At 68.6% G+C, this 22,031-nt stretch carries 7 protein-coding genes; all 7 read left to right on the top strand.

The genetic code is table 11. The features are described 5' to 3' along the window. Positions 1-25 precede the first annotated feature (25 nt). The 7 genes from F1735_RS15670 (at position 26) to F1735_RS15640 (ending at position 22,024) form a co-directional block, all read left to right on the top strand. On the top strand, positions 26-3,457 hold the full coding sequence (locus F1735_RS15670; RefSeq protein WP_167237801.1) for a DUF4132 domain-containing protein: 3,432 nt from the start codon (positions 26-28) through the stop codon (positions 3,455-3,457). Between the two features lie 197 nt (positions 3,458-3,654). Next, positions 3,655-3,885, top strand: a complete 231-nt coding sequence (locus F1735_RS15665; protein ID WP_167237800.1) for a hypothetical protein — start codon at positions 3,655-3,657, stop codon at positions 3,883-3,885. Between the two features lie 30 nt (positions 3,886-3,915). Continuing rightward, the gene (locus tag F1735_RS15660) at positions 3,916-7,323 is read left to right on the top strand and encodes a DUF4132 domain-containing protein (RefSeq protein WP_167237799.1); all 3,408 of its coding nucleotides are present in this window, start codon (positions 3,916-3,918) and stop codon (positions 7,321-7,323) included. A 37-nt stretch (positions 7,324-7,360) separates the two neighbouring features. Continuing rightward, positions 7,361-10,780, top strand: a complete 3,420-nt coding sequence (locus tag F1735_RS15655; RefSeq protein WP_167237798.1) for a DUF4132 domain-containing protein — start codon at positions 7,361-7,363, stop codon at positions 10,778-10,780. Between the two features lie 39 nt (positions 10,781-10,819). Beyond that, on the top strand, positions 10,820-14,518 hold the full coding sequence (locus F1735_RS15650; RefSeq protein WP_167237797.1) for a DUF4132 domain-containing protein: 3,699 nt from the start codon (positions 10,820-10,822) through the stop codon (positions 14,516-14,518). Between the two features lie 37 nt (positions 14,519-14,555). Continuing rightward, positions 14,556-18,302 (top strand): DUF4132 domain-containing protein, encoded by a 3,747-nt coding sequence (locus F1735_RS15645; RefSeq protein WP_167237796.1) that lies wholly within the window; start codon positions 14,556-14,558, stop codon positions 18,300-18,302. A 35-nt stretch (positions 18,303-18,337) separates the two neighbouring features. After that, positions 18,338-22,024, top strand: coding sequence for a DUF4132 domain-containing protein (locus tag F1735_RS15640; RefSeq protein WP_167237795.1), 3,687 nt, complete (start codon positions 18,338-18,340; stop codon positions 22,022-22,024). Positions 22,025-22,031 lie beyond the last annotated feature (7 nt).

Raw genomic sequence — 22,031 nt, 5'->3', positions numbered from 1 at the left:
GAACACCAGGCACACAAGGCACACGATGCAGCAATCTGACCCAAGCGGCGCCGTTGCGCCGTGGCTCGACGTCGGCCCCTTGGTTGACATTCCCGCCGCACTGGCGGCCGAAGCGCTGCCCTCGCGCCGCTTTCCCGGGCCGGCGCCGCGCCCCGACACCGATGCCATCTGGGACCGCTTCATCCCTGCGGCGCGCCGCCACTGCGTGCTCGACCCGGCTGGCTCGGACGACCAACAGCTGGTGCGCGAGGCGGCGGCGCGCATCGCCAGCGGCGAGCGGCGCGGCTCGCCGGCCTGCGACGCGGTGCTGCTCGCGGTCGAGCGTCATCTGGACTTTCCCTATCTTCCGCTCATCGGTGGCGCCTCCCTGATCGATGTGCTGGTCGCCGACCGGGGCCTGCCGCATGCGCTTGAAGCACTGATCGGCATGGAAGGCACCGCCATCGAGACGACCAGGGCTGGCTATGGGGTGCGCGCCGCATCCGACCAGCGCGGCTTCCTGCGTAACGACACGTACGACCCGACCGAGCTGACGCTGCGCAGCTACCTGGCGCTCGCGCCCGACCACGTCTGGGAAGAATGCGTGCGCCTCAGCCTGGCGGCGACAGGGCGCCTCCACACCTGTCGCCGCCCGCTGCTGGCGGCCTTGCTGCCCGATGCCCCGCATGTCGCCGACGCCATCGCACTGACGCTGCAGCCGCCGCCAAGCTACTATGGACTCGACTGGCTGGCCCAATATGGATGGCTGCTCGCGTATTGCGGCTCGCCCGAAGCGAGGAAAGCGATCCGCCAGTGGCGCCGCACCTGCCACGACGCCGATTTCGCCTTCTGCCGCTCGCGGCAAGCGCTGGTGACGATCGTGCGCGATCGCGGCGTCGACGCGGTCGAGGCCTTGCGACTCGGCGCCATGCATGAAGAGGCAGCCGCCACGGCGCTGGCCTGCATCGGCACCACCGAGTCCTTGACGGTGCTGGCGCTGGCGTGCAACGAAGGCGAGGCGCAGTGTACGCGTTTCGCCCTTGCGGCCGAACGCTGGCCGCAAGCGGCAATCGCCGTCCTGAGCGAATTGATCGCCAGGGATCACTGCGGTCCGGCGCGCGCGCGCCGCTTCCTGGCTGCGCTGGTCGCCCGCCACGCCGCCAGCGTGGCGGCGTATCAACCATGGCTCTCGCCGCGCGCATGGCACGTGCTTTGCAACGCCGCCGCGCAGCACTGCACGGTGCGCGACTTCGCCGCCCCGGCCGACCTGCCGCCCATCCTCCTCAATCCGCCGTGGACTTCGGCGGCAAAAAAGGCCTCGCCCACGCTGGCGCTCGCGCCTTTGCCGCTGGCGCCGGCCATGCGCTGGAGCGGGGAGCAACGCGCCGCATTAAGCAGGCAGCCACGCTATACCGTCACGTCCTGCACCAATTACAGCGACCCGCTGATCTCGGCCGAGGCCACCGCCGGCGCCGGCCCGGAAGCGATCATCGCAGCCTGGCTGGCCTGCCTTGCCGCCGGCAAGCACATCAACGACGCCGCGCGCATGATCGCCGACTTGCCCGCGCCGCTCAACGCGCAGGTCTGGAACGTGGTGGCGCAGGTCGAGGTCAACCTTCCGGGCTACGCGATTGCGGCGCTCGGCCTGGAAGGGCTGCCTGGCCTGGTGAGCATGGTCGAGCGGCGCCCGGCGCAGGACCTGGCGTACGCACACCACTTCGCCGCCGTCGAATTGGCCGTGCCGGTGGCGCGCGCCTGGGCCACCCTGAAACGCAAGGAACTGCGTGCAAGCGCCAGCAACTGGCTGCTGTCGAACCCGGAGCACGCCGCCTGCGGACTGATTGCGGCGGCGCTCGGCAAGCCAGGCGCTGCGCGTAACCAGGCGCGCGGCGCGCTGCGCCTGCTCGATGCGGCCGGCCATCGCGCGCTGCTGTCGGGCGTCGCCAGCCGCTACAGCCAGGCAGCCGTGACGAGCGCCATGCTCGCCATGCTCGATGAAGATCCGCTCGACATGCACCCGGCAAAAATCGCCAGCCTGCCGTCGTTCTGGACACCGCAACTGTGGGCCCGCCCTCTGCTGGCAAGTAATGGCAAGGCGCTGCCCGAGCCCACGCTCGACACCATCGGCGCCATGCTGCGCTTTCCGCATGCCGACGGCGTCTATGCGGGCGTGGCCTTGCTCAAAGAAGCATGCACGCCGGACTCGCTGGCCGATTTTGCGTGGGAGCTGTTCCGCGCATGGATCGAAGACGGCGCGCAGGCAAAGGAGAACTGGGCCTTTTTCGCGCTCGGCCTGATCGGCAACGACGACAGCGCGCGCAGGCTCGCGCCCCTGCTGCGCGCCTGGCCCGGCCAACAACTGAGCGCGCGCGCCATCGCCGGCCTGGACGTGCTGGCCCTGATCGGCAGCGATACCGCCCTGATGCTGCTCAACGGGATCGCGCAAAAAGTCAAGTTCAAGGCCTTGCAGGAGCGCGCCCGCGAAAAGATCGCCGTCATCGCCGACGCGCGCGGCTTGAGCGTCGAGGAACTGGAAGACCGCCTTGCGCCCGACCTGGACCTCGACGAACAGGGCGTGCTGCTGCTCGACTTCGGCCCGCGCCAGTTCCGCGTCGGCTTCGACCAGGCACTCAAGCCATGGGTGCGCGATAGCGGTGGCACGCGCCTGCCCGACCTGCCCAAGCCGAAAAAGACCGACGACCCGGCCTTGGCGGCGGCGGCGCATAAACGCTACACGCTGCTCAAGAAGGACGCGCGCACGATCGCCGCGCAGCAGGTGCTGCGGCTGGAAATGGCGATGTGCGCGCAGCGGCGCTGGCAACGCCAGGCCTTCGTCGATTTTCTCGCCCACCATCGGCTGCTGCGCCACCTGGTCCAGCGCCTGGTCTGGGGCGTCTACAGCGTCGCCGGCGATACCCTGCTGGCGTGCTTCCGGGTCGCGCCGGACGGCACGTTCACCACGGCGAACGACGACCCTGTCGACCTGCCGCCCGACGACGCGGGCAAGATCGGCATCGTGCATGCGCTCGACCTGCCCGCCGCCGACGCCGACGCCTTCGCGCGCCTGTTCGCCGACTACGAGCTGCTGCAACCGTTCGCGCAGATCGGCCGCGACACGCACCGGCTGGGCGAGGCCGAAGCGGGCCGGGAAGCCCTGGCGCGCTGGGACGGCAAGGTGCTCGAGAGCGGACGCGTCATGGGCCTGGTGAACAAGGGCTGGCGCCGGGGCCCGGTGTACGACGGCGGCGCCATCCGCACCTTCACCAAGGCGCTCGATGCGGCCCACCTGGCCGAACTGCACATCACGCCGGGCCTGATTACCGGGATCACCGGCGAATACCCGGAGCAGACCCTGGGCGAGGTGCGGATCGGGCGAGGCGATAACTGGGGCTGCATCGGCCAGCCGGTGGCGCTGTCTTCGCTCGATCCCGTGACGGCCAGTGAACTGATACGCGACATGCACAATCTGTGCGCCTGAGACGGCGCGGACACCAGTCAATTTTCAGGAAACATGATGCGGCGGGCGGCCCACGGGCTGGCGTGCATCGGCAGCGCGCCATCGATGACCGTGCTGGCACTGGGCTGCGACCAGGGCCAGACACCGTTCACGCAACCCTGCGCCGCCGGCCGCGCGGGCAAGCGTGGGACGGCGGCGCGATCGGTGGATTTACCAAGATGCTCGGCGGTGCTTACATTGCCGAACCAAGCATTTCTCCGGGTATCATTGCGGGCATGGTCTACGAGAGCGAACAACAAAGGCTCGATCAATTGGTGGTGCGGCACGGCGACGGGGCGGGCCGCATGGGCGGCAGCGTGGCGCTATCGTCGCTCGACGCGGCCATGCTCAGTGAGTTGATCAGGGATATGGAACAGTTATGCGCCGCCGAAGGCGCGCGTACGATATGAATTGAAGGATGGATGATGCGGCAATGTGAATTGAGCGATGACGTTTCGAACCCGGGCGACAGCGCGCCCTGGCTCTCGTGCGGGCCGTTGGTCGATGTGCCGGCGGCGATGGCCGCAATCGCCCTTTCCTCGCGCCGTTTCCCCGGTGCGCCGCCGCGTACCGATGCCGATCAGGCGTGGAAGCTGTTCCTCAACCATGCGCGCAAGGAAAGCCCGCTGGACGCCGCCAGGTCCGACGCGCCGTTCCAGGATGGCGTGATCGAGGCCACCGGGCGCATTGCGCAAGGCGTGCGCGCCGGCACACCGATGTCCGACGCGATCCTGCTTGCGGTGTCCACCTTGTTTTGCGATAAGCTGGACGCGTCGGAAGGCGCGCCCTTCGTCGACTTCCTGGTGGCGGAAAAAGGACTGCCCTACGCACTCGATGTGCTGCTGACCTGCCTGGAAAAGATGAGGCTCAAGCGCACGTACACGGACGGCGTGCTCGCGTGGCACATCGCGGCCGATCGCGACTTGCAGTTTTCGCGGCATTCATTGTTGTTCTCCCCGACTGAACTGGCGCTGCGCGCTCATCTCAGTCACGCCGCCCCGGCGCTCTGGGAGCAATGCGCGCAGACGCTGCGCGAGGCGGTGCCGCACATGCCCGAACAGCGCCAGGCGCTGCTGGCCGCCCTGCTGCCGGACCTGCCCGACATGTCGGACGCACTGGTGCGCGCGCGCGGCTTCGTGCTGCGCTCGAACGACTCGTGGCTCAACACGACCGCCAGTGCATCCGTGCGCATGCAGGCGCTCGAATCGGGCAATCCGCACGAAGGCACGAATGGATTTTACGAGGTCCCCGCCGCTGTGGCGGCGGTGGTGCTGGAGCTGGGGACCGAGGCCGTAGCGCTGCTGCGCAGCGGGGTCCAGATCGATCTCGCCGCCGAGGGCCTGACCTGGATCGGCACACCCGACGCGGTGGAGACCCTGGCGCGCCGGGTGCTCGCGAGCGACAGCGGCAGGGCGCTCGAATTGCTCACCACGGCGGTACGGCGCTGGCCGTACGCCGCACTGGCCGCATTGGCCGAGCTGATCGCACCGGAACGCTACATGCCGCTCACCTTGCGTGACCTCCTTGCCGGCCTGGTGGAAACCCATGTCGATGCCCTGCCCGCATTCAAACCATGGTTGACGCAGAGCGCGGCGGCGCTGTTGGAGACGATCATGGCCAGGATCGCCAGCGCCGGCGAGATCGCCGACGTCGCCGACCTGCCGCCGGTGCTGGTCAATCCGCCCTGGCTGGCAGCGCGCAAGAAGGCGAAGGCGCTGGCGCTGGAACCGCTTGCGCTGGCGCCGGCCGCGCACTGGAGCGACCAGGAACGCGAGCAGATGCGCCACGAAAACCGCGACGGCGTTCCTACAGCTTTCAACGATGCGTTCACGGTGCCGCGCGACGCCGCTCAAGCCGCCGCCGTGGGCGACATGGTGGCGGTACTTGCGATCTGGCAGAAGTACGCCAAACCGGGCGACGCCGCCATTGGCGACCTCGTGCATGCATTCATCGACCTGCCGGCGCCGTACAACGCGGCGGTGTGGAACGCGCTGGCCGGGTATGCGATCAAATCGCCCGGCTACGCGGTGGCCACGCTTGGCCTGCACGGCCTGCCCGGTTATGTCACGATGTGCGAACGGCGCCCAGGCGCCGACCTTGGCTACATGCGGCACATCGCCGCCGTCGAACTGGCCGCGCCCATGGCGCGCGCCTACGTGGTCCTGAAAGCGAAAGAAGTACGCGCCAGCGCGCGCCGCTGGTTGCTGGCGTATCCCGAACACGCCGCCTGCGGCCTGATCGCCCCCGCCCTCGGCAAGCCGGGCGCCGGCTGCGACCAGGCGGCGGACGTCTTGCGCATGCTGGCGGCGGCCGGCCACGACGCGCTGCTGATGGAGGTTGCGGGGCGCTACCAGCAAACGGCGGTGAGCGCCGCCCTGCGCGCGCTGCTGGACCAGGACCCGCTCGAAATGGTCCCGGCAAAGATCGCCGGCGCGCCCGCGTTCTGGCGAGTCGACACCTTTACCCGTCCGCGCCTTGCCAGCAACGGCAAGGCGCTGTCCGACCATGCGATCGACCTGCTCGGCGACATGCTGCGCTTTCCCCAGGGCGTGCGGGTCTACGCCGGCATCACCCAGGTGCGGCAGGCCTGCACGCCGGCCTCGCTGGCCGCGTTTGCATGGGACCTGTTCGGCGCCTGGGAGCTCGATTTCGGCAACCCAAAGGAAAACTGGGCCTTTGCCGCCATCGGGGTGCTCGGCGACGACGACCTGGCGCGCAAGCTGGCGCCGATGATCCGCGCCTGGCCCGGCGAAGGCTTGCACGCGCGCGCCGGATACGGCCTCGATGTTCTGGCCGCAATCGGCACCGAGACCGCCATGATGTTACTGAGCGCGATCGCGCAACGCGGCGGCACGGCGAGCCTGCGCGAAAAAGCGCGCGAGGCGATAACGCAGGTCGCGGCGGCGCGCAACATGACGGCCGACGAACTGGAAGACCGCCTGACGCCGGAACTCGGTCTCGACGAGCAAGGCACCCTGCTGCTCGACTTCGGCCCGCGCCAGTTCCGGGTCGGCTTCGATGAAGCGCTCAAGCCATATGTGCGCGACCAGGACGGCGCGCCGCTGGCCGACCTGCCCAAACCCAGGCAAGGCGACGATGCCGAACTGGCGCGCGCCGCCACGGAGCGCTACAAGACACTCAAGAAAGACGTGCGCGGCATCGCCTCGCAGCAGGTGCAGCGGCTGGAGATGGCAATGTGCATGCGGCGGCGCTGGACGCCCGAGGTCTTCCTGGCCTGCCTGGCCGGCCATGCGCTGGTGCGCCATCTGGTACGGCGCCTTGTCTGGGGGGTGTATCGCGGCGGCCGGCTGGAAAGCTGCTTCCGGGTCGGCCTGGATGGCGGCGTCACCGACGGCGCCGACGACGCGTACGTGCTGGCGCAAGGCGACGATATCGGCATCGCGCATGCGGTGGAAATGTCGGCCAGCGACACGCAGGCCTTCGCCCAGCTGTTTGGCGACTATGAGCTGGTGCAGCCATTTCAGCAGATGGGCCGCGATACGTACGCGCTGAGCGCGGCCGAACTGGCATCGGGCCGTTTGCTGCGCTGGGACGGCGTGGTGGTGCCGACCGGGCACCTGATCGGCCTGACGAAGCGGAATTGGCGGCGCGGCCGCACGCAAGAGCGCAGCTACGTGCGCGACGCCAGCAAGGCCATGGGGGGCGGCTTGCTGGCCGAACTGACCTTCGAACCGGGCTTCATGGCCGCAATGGTCGACCAGCATCCCGAACAAACGTTGAAGCAGGTGCTGCTCACCGGCCCCGGCACGCAGGGCGCGCCGCTGGCGGCGCCCGATCCGGTCGCCGCCAGTGAACTGATACGCGACCTGCAACAACTGTGCGTCTGAAACGGCGCTGATACGAATCCCATTTTCAGGACCCATGATGCGGCAATCCGAATCGAATGATGGCGCGCTCGCGCCCTGGCTCACCCGTGGCCCGGTGATCGACATCCCGCCCGACATGGCGGCGCTGGCCCTGCCCTCGCGCCGTTTTCCCGGCGCGCCGCCGCGCGCCGCAGCTGCCCTGAGCTGGAAGCTGTTTCTGGCCCGGGCGCGCAAGCATGGTCAGTTGAACGCGGACGAATCCGAACCGATTTTTCGCACCGCCGTCGCCGAGGCGATCGAGCGCATCGAGCAAGGCACGCGCGATGGCGGTCCGTTGTCGGATGCGGTGCTGCTGGCCCTGTCGGCGGGCCTCGATAACGAATTGAAAACCGCGCGTGGTGCGCCGTTCATTGACTTCCTGGTGGCCGAAAAAGGGCTGGCATACGCCCTCGACACACTGCTCACGGCAACCGAACACCTGAGCGTGCGCTACAACGCAAGCCGCATGTGGATCGTCTGCCGCGACCCTGACAGGCATCTGGCGTTCTACCATCGCTCGCTCTCGCCGACCGAGCTGGCCTTGCGCGCGTATCTGGCCCACGCGCCGCAAGACGTCTGGGAACAGTGCGTGCAAGCGATCGAAGGCGCCGCCGCGCGCGTGCCATTTTGCCGGCGCGCGCTGCTCGGCGTGCTGCTGCCGGATGTGCCGGCGCTGTCGAACGCGCTTGCCCTGGAGAGTCGCGCCACGCCCCAGTTCAGCTACGGGTGGTTACGCCTGACCGTGAGCGAGGCAACCAGCCTGGCGGCGCTCGGCTGGGACGGCGCATACCGCGACTCGCGATCGTACTACGAGGTGCCGGCAGCCGTCGCGTCCATCGTCCAGGAACGCGGCGTCGATGCGCTGCCATTGCTGGAGCGCGGCGCGGAGAACGATGCGGCGGGCCGCGCGCTGACCTGGATCGGCACTCCCGCGGCGGTGAGCGCGCTGGCGCGGTTGCTGATCCCGTCCGGCGGCGCCACCTGCCTGGCCCACCTGAAAGCGGCGGCCGAGCGCTGGCCGCACGCCGCGATCGCGGCCCTGTCCGAGCTGGTCGCCGTCGATAAACGGGTGCCACCGACGGCGCGCGCTATCCTCGCCACGCTGGCGCAGGATCATCGTGCCGACCTGCCCGCATTCGCGCCCTGGATTTCGGCAGCGGCGGCGGCGGTCCTGGACGACCTGGCCGGCAAACCCGGCGTGGACGCCGACATCGCCGACGCCGCCGACCTGCCGTCCGTGCTGGTCAATCCACCCTGGATGGCGCCGCCGAAGAAGACGGTCGCCCCGCTGGCCCTTAAACCGCTTGCGCTGGAGCCGTCCGAACACTGGAGCGCTGAAGAACGCGAGCAGGTGCTCAGGCAAGAACGTTACGACGCCTACCCCTGGTCGGCGCGTCGCATCGATGCGCCCGCACAGGCCGCGGCGGCGATCGTGGAGGGCGACATGGACGCGCTGCTCGCGCTCTGGCAAGCATCGGTGGGCGACGGCTACTACATCGGCGGCTGCGTACACGCGATCATCGACATGCCGGCGCCGTACAACGCGGCGGTGTGGAACGCGATGGCGCAGCACCCGATCAACTCGCCCGGCTACGCTATTGCCACCCTGGGCCTGCGCGGCCTTCCGGGCCTGGTGGCCATGTGCGAACGGCGACCGGCCGACGAACTGGAGTTCGCGCTGTACTTCGGCGCGGTCGAACTGGCGGCGCCGGTGGCGCGCGCCTGGGCGGGCCTGAAAGCGAGCGACGTGCGGGCAACCGCGCGCCGTTGGCTGTTCGCCTATCCGGAACACGCCGCCTGCGGCCTGATTGCGCCGGCGCTGGGCAAGCCAGGAACGGCGCGCAACTACGCCGCCGAGACACTGCGCATGCTGGCCGCTAACGGCCACGATGCCCTGCTGATGGAGGTGGCGGGACGCTACCGGCAGCCGGCGGTGGTCAGCGCCCTGCGCGCGCTGCTGGACCAGCAGCCGCTCGACCTGTACCCGGCCAAATTCGGCGCGGCGCCCGCGTTCTGGCTGCCGCGCAGTTGGACCAGCCCACGCCTGGCCAGCAACGGCAAGGCGCTGCCCGGCGCCGCGCTCGACGCGCTCGGCGCCATGCTGCGCTTCCCGCAGGTTGACCATGTATATGCCGGCATCATCCAGGTACAACAGGCATGCACGCCCGAATCCCTGAGCGCATTTGCGTGGGACCTGTTCCGTGCCTGGCAAAGCGCAGGCATGGACCCGAAGGAGAACTGGGCGTACGCCGCGCTGCGCCTGTTCGGTGACGACGACGTTGCGCGCAAGCTGACGCCATTGATCCGGACCTGGCCGGGCGAAGGCCAGCATGCGCGCGCGGTATTCGGCCTCGATGTGCTGGCCGCGATCGGCACCGACACCGCCATGCTGCTGTTGAACGGCATCGCCCAGCGGGTCAAGTTCAAGGGCTTGCAGGACAGCGCGCGCGAGAAAATCAGGCAGGTCGCCGAAGCCCGCAACATGACGGCGGACGAACTGGAAGACCGCATCGCCCCCGACCTGGGGCTGGACGAACATGGCGCCCTGCTACTCGATTTCGGGTCGCGCCAGTTCCGGGTCGGTTTCGACGAAACGCTCAAGCCGTTTGTGCGCGACCATAATGGCACGCGCCTGGCGGACCTGCCCAAGCCGAAACAGACGGACGACGCCGACCTCGCGAAGGCGGCGCTGGAGCGCTACAAGCTACTCAAGAAAGATGCGCGCGCCATCGCCGCACAGCAGGTGCTGCGGCTCGAAGTGGCCATGTGCGCGCGGCGCCGCTGGGAGCCCCAGGTATTTTCCACCTTCCTGGCCGGCCATCCGCTGGTGCGCCACCTGGTGCAGCGGCTGGTCTGGGGCTTCTACCGGAACGAGCGCCTGGAGACCTGTTTCCGCGTCGGCCCCGACGGCGGCTTCACCAACGCCGCCGATGACGCGTACGCGCTGGCGCAAGGCGACGATATCCGGATCGGCATCCCGCATGCGCTCGAGATGTCGGCCCAAGACACGGCCGCCTTCGGCCAGCTGTTCGCCGACTATGAACTGATGCAGCCATTTGTCCAGATCGGACGCGATACCCATGCGCTCCGCGCCGACGAACTGGCGGCCGACCGGTTGCTGCGCTGGGACGGATTGGTGGCGTCGACCGCCAATCTGCTCGGGTTGACCAGCCGCGGCTGGCGGCGCGGCCAGGCGCAGGATCGCGGCTATGTCCACGATGTCAGTAAACCGCTGGCGGGGGGCCACCTGTTCGAGTTGCAGTTCGAACCGGGTTTCATGGTCAGCGTGGTGGCGGAAGATCCGCAGCAGACGTTGAAGCAGGTGTTGTTCGGCAGCGCCGGCCGGCATGGCCGTGTCGACAAACACGTGCCGCTGTCGGCGCTCGACCCGATCGCGGCCAGTGAGCTGATACGCGACCTGCAATCGCTGAACGCCTGACACCGTGCCGGCACGACTAGACTTTCCAGGAGACGCATGATGCGGCGATTTGAATTAAGCGATGGCGTTTCCAGTAAATTCTGGGAGGTCGGGCAGGCCGGTTGCGAACTGCACATCCGCTTCGGCAGGATCGGCACCGCAGGACAAAGCAAACCGAAAACCTTCGCGGACGACGCTACGGCGGCCGCCGCGCTGGTCAAACTGGTGCGAGAAAAGACCGCCAAGGGCTATGTGGAGGCAGGCGCCGGGGGCGGCATCGCCGTGGTGGGCAATCCCGCTGCCGCGCCGGCGACGCCGGTTGCTGTCGGCGACATCGCCCCATGGCTCGCCTGCGGACCGGTGCTCGACCTGCCGCCCGGCCTGGCCGCGCTGGCCCTGCCCTCGCGCCAGGCGCCCGGTCCGGCGCCGATTACCGACGCCGCACGCGCCTGGGATATGTACCTGCAGGTCGCGCGCCCGTACGGCGACCCGGCCATGGCCATCTGCGACGTGCATCTGCACGCCGGCCTGAACGAGGCCATGCAGCGCATCCGGCAAGGCACGCGCAGCGGCAGCATGCTGTCGGATACGATCATGTTCGCCATCGCCGCCCAGTTCTGGTCACCAAAAGAATTCAATGGCGCCTTTCCTTTCCTCGATTTTCTCGCGGCTGAAAAAGGACTGCCTTATGCGGTCGACGTGATGTTAACCGCCATGCAAGAACTGAGCGCCAGTTCAATACGCGCGAGCGCCGCCATGCCCAACGAGCGCTGGCAGGTGCGCGCAATCGGGCGCGATGAGACGCTGACCGAAACGTACTACCGTATCAGGACAAAACGGGCGCTTCACCAGCACCTCGTCCACGCTAACGAGGCCACGTGGAATCAGTGCATGCAAACGATTGGCGAGCGTCTGGCGGGTTTGCCGGCAGCCTGCCGCGTGCATCTGGCGCCCTTCCAACCCGACGCGCCGCTGATCGCGCTGCGGCCCTTGCCAGAGCAAGGAAACGAGACCTGCCGCCCTGCCGCGTCCCTGTCGCAGATGTACGCCACCCTTGCCAACGCCAGGGCACTGGTGATGGGCGCCGGTCGCGACACCGAGCTGTATCGTGACAGCGCGCTCACGGTCATGGCCACCTTGATCCGGGAACACGGCGCCGATGTCGCCACGCTGTTGCATGCCGCACCCACCATTGAGCTGGGCACCGAGGCGCTCACCTGGATCGGCACGCCGCTGGCCATCCATACGCTCGGGCGCGAGCTGGTGGAGGCCAGCCGCGGATTTTTCCGCCAGCCCGCCGTCGACGCGCGCCAGCGCTTGCGCGAAGTTGTGCGGCGCTGGCCGCTGGCGGCGATCGCGGGCCTTGCACAGCTGATCGCCACCGAGGAGCAGGTTCCGCACGCTGTCCACGAGATGCTGGCCACGCTGGCCTACGAACACCTCGCAGTTGTTCCCGCTTTCAGGCCGTGGATAACGGCGACGGCGGCGGCGGTGCTCGATGAGCTCAGCACCAGCTTCACCGACGACACGCTTGCCGCCGATGCCGACCTGCCGCCAGTGCTGGCCAATCCACCCTGGCTGGCGCCGCGCAAAAAGACGGTCGCGGCGATGTCGCTGGCGCCGCTGCCGCTGGCGAGCGTCGCACACTGGAGCGACGAGGAACGCGAAGATATGCGCATGGAGGAGCGCGAGACGCTGTTTACTTACGCCAGCCAGGCCAAGGCGCCAGCGCACAGCGCGGCGGCCATCGCTGCCGGCGACACCGCTGGCCTGGTCGCCATATGGCAGGAAGCGGCGCAAGACAATAAGTTCTTCGCGGCCTGCGTGCATCTCATCGCCGACCTGCCGCCTCCCTTCAACGCGGCGGTATGGAACGCCACCGCCGGGCACCCGGTCAATTCGCCCGGCTACGCGGTGGCAACCCTGGGCCTGAGCGGCTTGCCGGCCCTGGTGACGATGTGCGAGCAGCGTCCTGGCGACGACCTGGTGTACGCCCGCTACATCGCCGCGGTCGAACTGGCGGCGCCTGTCGCACGCGCCTATGCGACCCTGAAAACGAGAGCGGTGCGCGCCGCAGCCCGGCAATGGCTGCTGGCGTACCCGGAACACACCGCCTGCGCGCTGATTGCGCCGGCCCTGGGCAAGGCGGGCAGCGTGCGCGAGCAAGCGGCCGACGTCTTGCGCATGCTCGCTGCGGCCGGCCACGACACCTTGCTGATGGAGGTGGCCGCGCGCTACCAGCAGCCTGCGGTCGGCGCCGCCCTGCGTGCGCTGCTCGACCAGGATCGGCTCGACCTGTATCCGGCAAAACTGGCCACCGTACCGGATTTCTGGGCGCCGCGCAGCTGGCCCCGTCCGCGCCTGGCCAGCAATGGCAAGGCGCTGCCCGACGCCGCCATCGACGCCCTCGGCGCCATGCTGCGCTTTGCGCAAGGGGAGCGCGTGTACGCCGGCCTGACCCAGGTTCGCGCGGCATGCACGCCCGATTCGCTGGCCGCCTTTGCCTGGGATCTGTTCATCGCCTGGCAGAACGATGGCGGCAGCGCCCGCGAGAACTGGGCCTTCACCGCCCTGGGCGTGCTGGGCGACGACGACATCGCCAGGAAGCTCGGGCCGCTGGTACGCGCGTGGCCGGCCGACGCCCTGCATGCGCGCGCGGCATTCGGGGTCGATGTACTCGGCGCGATCGGCACCGATGTGGCCCTGCTGGAGTTGCGCGCCATTTCCCGGCGCTTCAATTCCGGCACGCTGAAAGAAAGCGCGCATGCAAAGATCGTCCAGATTGCCGAAGCGCGCGGCATGAGCGCCGACGAGCTGGAAGACCATCTCACACCCGAACTGGGACTGGACGAACAAGGCACGCTGCTGCTCGACTTTGGCGCGCGCCAGTTCCTGGTCGGCTTCGACGAAGCGCTGCGTCCTTATGTGCTAGACCCGCACGGCGCGCACCTGGCCGACCTGCCCAAGCCACGCAAGGACGACGACGCCGAACTGGCGCGTGCGGCCGTGGTGCGCTACAAGCAGCTCAAGAAAGATGTGCGCGCCGTCGCCTTGCAGCAGGTGACGCGGCTGGAAATGGCGATGCGCACGCGGCGCCGCTGGTCGCCGGAAAAATTCATGACCTTCATGGCCGGCCATGCGCTGGTGCGCCACCTTGCGCAACGGGTGGTGTGGGCCGCGTATCGCGACGCCCGCGTCGAAGCGTGCTTCCGGCTCACGCCCGACGGCTCCTTCGCCGATGGCGCCGACGACACCTACGTGCTGCCACAGGACGACGGCATCCGCATCGGCATCCCCCACCCGCTCGACATGACGGCTGCCGACCTGGCGGCATTCACGCAGCTGTTGACCGACTATGAGCTGATGCAGCCGTTTTCCCAGCTCGATCGCGACACCTATGCACTCGCCGCCGCCGAGATGACGTCGGACCGCTTGCTGCGCTGGGATGGCGTGCCGGCGGCGAGCGGCGCCATCCTGGGGCTGGGCAGGTGGGGCTGGCGGCGCGGCCGCACGCAAGAACGCAGCTACGTACACGACTTCAGCAAGGCCATGGCCGACGGGCGGGTGGCGCTATTGAGCTTCGAGCCGGGCATCATGATCGCCGCAACCGAGGAACATCCTGAACAAACCCTCAGGCTGGTGCTGGTCGGCAGCAGCGACCAGCTCGGATATTATCCACGCGACCCGGTAGCGCTGGCGCAGCTCGACCCGGTCGACGCCAGTGAACTGATACGCGACATCGAACACTTGCGCGCCTGAGACGGCACGCGCGCACACCATCACAACAGGACTGAGAATGCGGCGATTTGAATTGAGCGACGGGACTTCGAACAAATTCTGGGAGATCAGCCAGGACGGCAGCGACCTGACGGTTTGCTACGGCAAAATCGGCACCGGCGGCACCACCCAGTGCAAGAACCACGCCGATGCGACCAAAGCCGGCGCCGCGATGGACAAGCTGATACGCGAAAAGACGGGCAAGGGCTACGCCGAAGTCAACACCGGTGCGCCCGCCATCGCCGCGATCGCGGCAACGCCGAAGGCGGTCAAGGCGGTCAAGGCCGCCACGGCGCCCGCTCCCGCACCCACCGCACCGCCAGTGCCAGCGCCAGCGGGCGACCGCGCACCATGGCTGGCAAGCGCCGCGTTGATCGACATGCCGGCCGCTTTCGCGGTCCAGGCCCTGCCCTCGCGCCGCTTCCCCGGGCGCCAGCCGAACGCCGACGCCGACGCCTGCTGGACGCTGTTCCTCTCGCTGGCGCGCGCCTGTGTGCCGGCCGACCCCAAGCACTCGCACAAGCAATACCGCGCCGCCGTGACCGAAGCGATGCAACGGGTCGAACAGGACCTGCGCAGCGGCTCGGCGCTGTCGGACGCGGTCCTGCTGGCGCTGTCGACGCGCTTCGAAAGCACGCTGGCGCCGGCGCAAGGCGCGCCCTTCCTCGACTTCCTGGTCGCCGACAATGGCCTTGCGCATGCCATCGGAGTGCTGCTGCAAATGGAGAAGATGAGTATTCGCGAAGAGCGCAACCGCTTTACCAGTCATTGGTTCATCAGCGACGAGATCGACCTGTCGTACGGATCGGCGCGCAGCAGTTTCGGCCCGACCGAACTGGCGTTTCGCTCGCATCTGGCATGGGCGCCGGAAGTCCTGTGGCAGGAATGCGCGCAACTGCTGCGCGACGGCCTGCCCACCTTGTCCATCTACCGCCAGCCGCTGTGCGCCCTGCTGCTGCCCGAGGAACCGGCGCTGTCGGACGCGCTGATCCTCAAGCTCGCGCAGCATCCCTACAACCCGAGCGGGTGGCTGCGCCTGACTGCGCGCGATCCGGCCAGCCTGCAAGTGGTGGAGCCGTTCGAACCCACCAGATACGACGAGTACGCGCAAAACCTGTTTTACAACATCCCGTCCGTGGTGGCCGCGCTGGTTCTGGAGCATGGCGTCGACGCAGTCGCGCAGCTCGAACAGGCCGCCGGCGTCGATGCCGCCGGCGACGCACTGGCCTGCATCGGCACGCCGGACGCGCTGCGCGCGCTGGCGAAAGTCTGCAACGTCACCAAAAAGTCGTTGGGGCGCCTGACGGCAGCAACCCAGCGCTGGCCGTTGGCCGCCATGGCCGCCCTATCGGAACTGGTTGCCAACGACCCGGTCTCTCCACCGGTCTTGCGCTCCACCCTCGCCAGCCTGGTGCTGGAGCATACCGGCGCGGTGCCATTGATCACGCCGTGGATATCCGCCCCGGCCGCCCGGCTGCTCGCCGAGATGGCCGGCAAATTCGCGGCATCGCTCGACACCGCCGCTGCGGACGAACTGCCAGCGGTGCTGGCAAACCCGCCGTGGATGGCGCCGCCCAAGCCGGCCCCAAAACCGCTGGCGCTGGCAGCGCTGCCGCTGGCGCCCCGCACGCGCTGGACCGAACAGCAGCGGCAGCGCCTGCTGGCCGACCAGCGCTACAACGCCTGGCCGTATGACGCCGAGCGCTTCGACGGCCCGCAAGGCACGGCCGCCGCCATCGCGGCGGGCGATGTAGAGGCCGTGGTCGCGCTGTGGGAGGACTACGCCGATGAGAATCACGACATCGGTGGCTGCGTACACGCCATCGCCGACCTGCCCGCACCGTTCAACGCGGCGGTGTGGACCGCCATGTCCGCGCACGAGATCAACTCGCCCGGCTACGCCTTCGCCACGCTGGGTGTAGACAGCCTGCCGGCGCTACTGCTCATGTGCGAGCGCAATCCGGTCGACGAACTGCCGTATGCAATGTACTTCGGCAGCGTCGATCTGGCGCAGCTCATGGGTCGCATCTGCGCCAGCGGCAAGAACAAAGCCGTGCGCGCCATCGCGCGCGGCTGGCTGCTGGCCAACCCGGAGTACGCGGCCTGCGCCCTGATCGCGCCGGCGCTGGGCAAACCGGGCGCGGCGCGCACCGCCGCCGCCGGCCTCCTGCAACTGCTGGCGGCCGGCGGGCATCGCGCGATCGTGGTCGATACGGCAAGCCGCTACCAGCAGGACGCCGTCAACGCCGCCATCGAGAACATGCTCGATGAAGGTCCGCTCGATCGCCATCCGGCCAGGGTCGATCCCCTGCCCGCGTTCTGGTTGCCACGCAACTGGAGCCGCCCGCGCCTGTCCGGCAGCGGCAAGGTGCTGCCCGACAGCGCACTCGATCCGCTCGGCGCCATGCTGCGCTTTCCGCAGGAAGACGGCGTCTACGCCGGACTGCACCAGGTGTACGCGGCGTGTACGCCGGCCTCGCTGGCCGACTTTGCGTGGGACCTGTTCCGCGCCTGGCTCGACGCCGGCGCCGACCCGAAAGAAAACTGGGCCTACGGCGCGCTGCGCGTGTTCGGCAACGACGACGTGGCGCGCAAGTTGACCCCGATGATCCGCACCTGGCCTGGCGAAAGCCAGCATGCGCGCGCGGTCGCCGGGCTCGACGTGCTGGCCGCGATCGGCACCGACACCGCCCTCATGCTCCTCAATGGCATTGCGCAAAAGGTCAAGTTCAAGGGTTTGCAGGACAACGCGCGCGAAAAGATCGCCCAGATCGCCGAGGCGCGCAAGCTGACCACCGAAGAACTGGAAGACCGGCTCGCGCCCGACCTGGGCCTGGACGAACAAGGCACGCTGCTGCTCGACTTCGGACCGCGCCGCTTCCTGGTCGGTTTCGACGAAGCGCTCAAGCCATTCGTGCGCGACCAGGATGGCGCGCGCCTGGCCGACCTGCCCAAGCCGAAAAAGTCCGACGACACCGAACTGGCCGAGGCGGCGGTCGAACGCTACAAGCTGCTCAAGAAGGATGCGCGCACGATCGCCGCCCGGCAGGTGGTACGGCTGGAAGTGGCCATGTGCGCCCAGCGCCGCTGGGGGCCGCAAGTGTTCCTCGACTTCCTGGCGCGCCATCCGCTGCTGCGCCACCTGGTGCAGCGGCTGGTGTGGGGCGTATATGAAGTCGACACCGGCGCCAGTCACGGCGGACGCCTGCTTGCCTGCCTGCGCGTCGGCGCCGACGGCGACATGAGCAATGCCGCCGACGACGCACGCGCGCTGCCGCAAGGTGAGAACATCCGCATCGGCATCCCGCATGCGATCGACCTGCCGGCCGGCGACGCCGCCGCCTTTGCGCAGCTGTTCGCCGACTATGAGCTGATGCAGCCATTCGCCCAGATCGGGCGCGACACCTACGCGCTGAGCGGCGCGGAACTGGGCGCCACCGCACTGATGCGCTGGAAAGGCATGGTAGTGCCGACCGGGCGCATGCTGGGCATGGCCAACAAGGGCTGGCGGCGCGGCCGTCCGCTCGACGGCGGCAGCATCCTGGACTTTACCAAGACGCTCGGCGCCGGCCGCGTGGTCAACCTGCGCTTCGAACCCGGCATCATCGCCGGCCTGGTGGACGAATTTCCCGAGCAGACCCTCAAGCAGCTCACTATCGGCTTGCCCGGCACCTGGGGCGGCGTGGACGAACCGGAACCATTATCGACGCTCGATGCGATCGCCGCCAGTGAACTGATTCGCGACATGCAGGCGCTGTGCGCGTGAACGGTACGGTGGCGCTTTAACTTTGTGGAGAGAGAATGCGGCGATTTGAATTGAGCGATGGGGCGTCCGACAAATTCTGGCAGATAGGCCAGGACGAGCGCGACGTTAACGTCTGCTACGGCAGGATCGGCAGCGCCGGCACCAGCCAGACCAAGCGTCACGCCGATGCCGGCAAAGCGGCGGCGGCGATGGAAAAACTCATTCGCGAAAAGACTGCCAAGGGTTATGCCGAAACCACTCCGGGGGCGCGCCCGACGCCGGAGCCGGTCACCCCGTTGGCGGCGCTGCCGGCCGCGCCGCCGCCAACGGGCGCGGTGGCGCCATGGCTGGCCGTCGCCCCGCTGATCGACCTGCCGCGCACCCTCGCAACCAGGGCAATAGCTTCGCGCCGCTTTCCCGGTACTCCGCCGAACGCGGACGCGGCGGCCTGCTGGACGCTGTTCGCTTCGCGCGTGCAGCGCCATGCCGACGTCGACCCCGACAACTCCCCCACAAGCTTCCAGGACGCCGTGCGCGAAGCGCTTGCCCGCATCAGCGGCAACGTGCGCAACGGCTCCGCCGCATCCGACCTGGTGCTGCTGGCTATCTCCACCCTGGTCGAAGACAAGCTGGCGGCGTCGGACGGCGCTCCGTTCCTCGACTTCCTGGTGGCCGACAAAGGCTTGCCGTATGCGCTGCAGGTATTGATCGACATGGAACGCGTGAGTATCGAAGAACGCAATAACCAGTACGGCATGTGTTGGTACATGTGCGAACAAGGCATTGGCTCGTATTCACCATCGAATATCGACTTCGGCTCGACCGAGCTGGCAATGCGCGTACACCTGGCACACGCGCCACAGGAGGTATGGGAGCAGTGCGTCGGCATGATCCGCGCGGCGCTGCCGACATTGCCCGTGCGCCGCCAGCCGCTGTTCGGCGTGCTGCTGCCCGACCTTCCCGACCTGTCGGATGCACTGGCCCTCGCGCTCGCGCAGCAGGAAGTCGATACGGCCGCCTGGCTGCGCCTGAGCGCGAGCGCGCCGGCCGCCTTGCAGGCGCTCGACCCGTTCGTGCCGTCCACCGGCACCTATGCGGTTCACTTCTTTTACAACCTGCCCGCCGCCGTGGCCACCTTGGTGCAGGAGCGCGGCGTCACGGCGGTCGACTTGCTGAGGGACGGCGCCGGCATCGATGCGACCGGCGAGGCGCTGGCCCATATCGGCACGCCCGACGCGCTGCGTGCCCTGGCGCTGGCCTGCGAGGCGAGCAAGAAGTCGCTCAAGCGCCTGGCGACGGCGGCGAAGCGCTGGCCTTATGCGGCGCTGGCCGCCCTGTCCGAGCTGGCCGCCGCGAAGCAGGCGCCGGCCGCCGCCAGCGCGGTGCTGGCGGACCTGGTGCTGGACCATGCGGACGCAGTCGCCGCCGTCAAGCCCTGGATTTCGCCGCCGGCGGCCGCGCTGCTCGATCGCGTTGGCGCGCGCGTTGCCGCCCCGGCCGAGCTGGCCGAGCTGGCCGAGCTGGCCGAGCTGCCGGCGGTACTGACAAGTCCACCGTGGCTGGCGCCGCCCAAGCCGGACGCCAAGGTATTCACGCTCGCGCCGCTGGAGCTGGCGCCGCTGGTACGCTGGACCGAGGACCAGCGCGAGGAACTGCTCAAGCAAAAGCGCTACAACGCCTGGCCGTACAACTGGAAACGCTATCTTGGCCCCGCCGACGCGGCTGCGGCCATCGCGGCGGGAGACGTGGCCCGCGTCGTCGCCCTGTGGGACGCCTATTCGGTCGGCGGCTACGAAATCGGCGGCTGCGTGCATGCGATTGCCGACATGCCGGCGCCGTTCAACGCTGCCGTGTGGGCCGCCATGTCCAGATACGAGATCAACTCGCCCGGCTACGCCATTGCCACCTTGGGCCTGGCCGGCCTGCCGGCGCTGGTCGGCATGTGCGAGCGGCGGCCGGCCGACGAACTGCCGTACGCGGGCTACTTCGGCGCGGTCGCACTGGCGGCGCCGGTGGCGCGCGCGTACGCGACCCTTAAAAGCAAAACGGCGCGCGAGCTGGCGCGCACATGGCTGCTGGCCAATCCGGAGCACGCCGCCTGTTGCCTGATTGCGCCGGCCCTCGGCAAAGCCGGCGGCGCACGCGACGCCGCCGCACGCGCCCTGTACCTGCTGGCAGAGAGCGGCCACCAAGCGGTGCTGGCCGATGTGGCCAGCCGCTACCAGCGCGCTGATGTCAGCGTGGCCTTGCGCGCCCTGCTCGACGAAAATCCGCTCGACCGCCTGCCCGCCAAAATCGGCCCGCTGCCGGCCTTCTGGATGCCACGCAACTGGACCCGTCCACGCCTGGCCTGCAACGGCAAGGCCTTGCCCGACGCGGCGCTTGACCCCATCGGCGTGATGCTGCGCTTTCCGCAGGCCGACGGCGTGTACCCGGGCATCGAGCACTTGCGGCAAGCCTGCACGAGCGCCTCGCTGGCCGATTTTGCCTGGGACCTGTTCACCGCGTGGACCGACGCAGGCGCCGACGCCAAAGAGAATTGGGCGTTCAGTGCCCTGCGCCTGTTCGGCAACGACGACATTGCGCGCAAGCTCACGCCGCTGATCCGCGCCTGGCCGGGCCAGAGCCAGCACCAGCGCGCCATTCTCGGCCTCGATATTGTCTGCGAAATCGGTACCGACACCGCGCTGATGCTGCTCAACGGGATCGCCCAAAAGGTCAAGTTCAAGGCCCTGCAGGACAAGTCGCGCGAGAAGATCGGCCAGATCGCCGAGGCCCGCAAGCTGGGCATCGACGAACTGGAAGACCGCCTCGCGCCCGACCTGGGCCTCGACGATGACGGCGCCTTGCTGCTCGACTTCGGCCCGCGCCAGTTCCGCGTCGCCTTCGATGAAACACTTAAACCGTATGTACGCGACGCCGACGGCGCGCGCCTGGCCGACCTGCCCAAGCCGAAGAAAACCGACGACGCCGCATTGTCCGGCGCGGCGCAAGAGCGCTTCAAGCTGCTCAAGAAGGATGCGTACACCATCGCCGCGCAGCAGGTGCTGCGGCTGGAGCAGGCGATGTGCACGCAGCGGCGCTGGCAGCCGCAGGTCTTCTTCACCTTCCTCGCCGGCCATTCGCTGGTGCGCCATCTGGTGCAGCGGCTGGTGTGGGGCGTGTACGCGGCTGGACCGGGCGGGGGCCTGCTCGGGTGCTTCCGCGTCGGCCCCGATGGCGCGCTGACCAGCGCCGCCGACGAAACATTCGACCTGCCGCAGGATGCAATGATCGGCATCCCGCATGCGCTCGACCTGCCGGCCGCCGAGGCAGGCGCGTTCAGCCAGCTGTTTGCCGACTACGAACTGCTGCAACCGTTTGCCCAGATCGGGCGCGACACGTACACGCTCACCGAGGCGGAAGCGGGCGCGCTCGCGTTGACACGCTGGGACGCCATGAAGGCGCCAACGGGACGCGTGCTTGGCCTGACCAGCAAAGGCTGGCGTCGCGGCGACCCGCAGGACGGCGGCTGGATCGGCGAGTTTTACAAACCACTCGGTGATGGCCGCCTGCTGGAACTGCACCTCGATCCCGGCCTGATCGTCGGCATGCCGGAGCATGATCCGGAACAGCGCTTGAAGGAAGTGCGTGTCACGGACGGCCAGGCAGTCAACGGCAAAGCGGCTTGCTACCCCTTGTCGACGCTGGGCTCCATCGTCGCCAGTGAACTGATACGCGACATGCAGGAATTGTGCGCCTGAGCGGCGC

The organism is Massilia genomosp. 1 (genome assembly GCF_011682185.1).
GTDB classification, from domain to species: domain Bacteria; phylum Pseudomonadota; class Gammaproteobacteria; order Burkholderiales; family Burkholderiaceae_D; genus Telluria_A; species Telluria_A rubra.
Note: the sequence above shows the minus strand (reverse complement) of the source record. Positions and strands in the feature narration are given on the sequence as shown.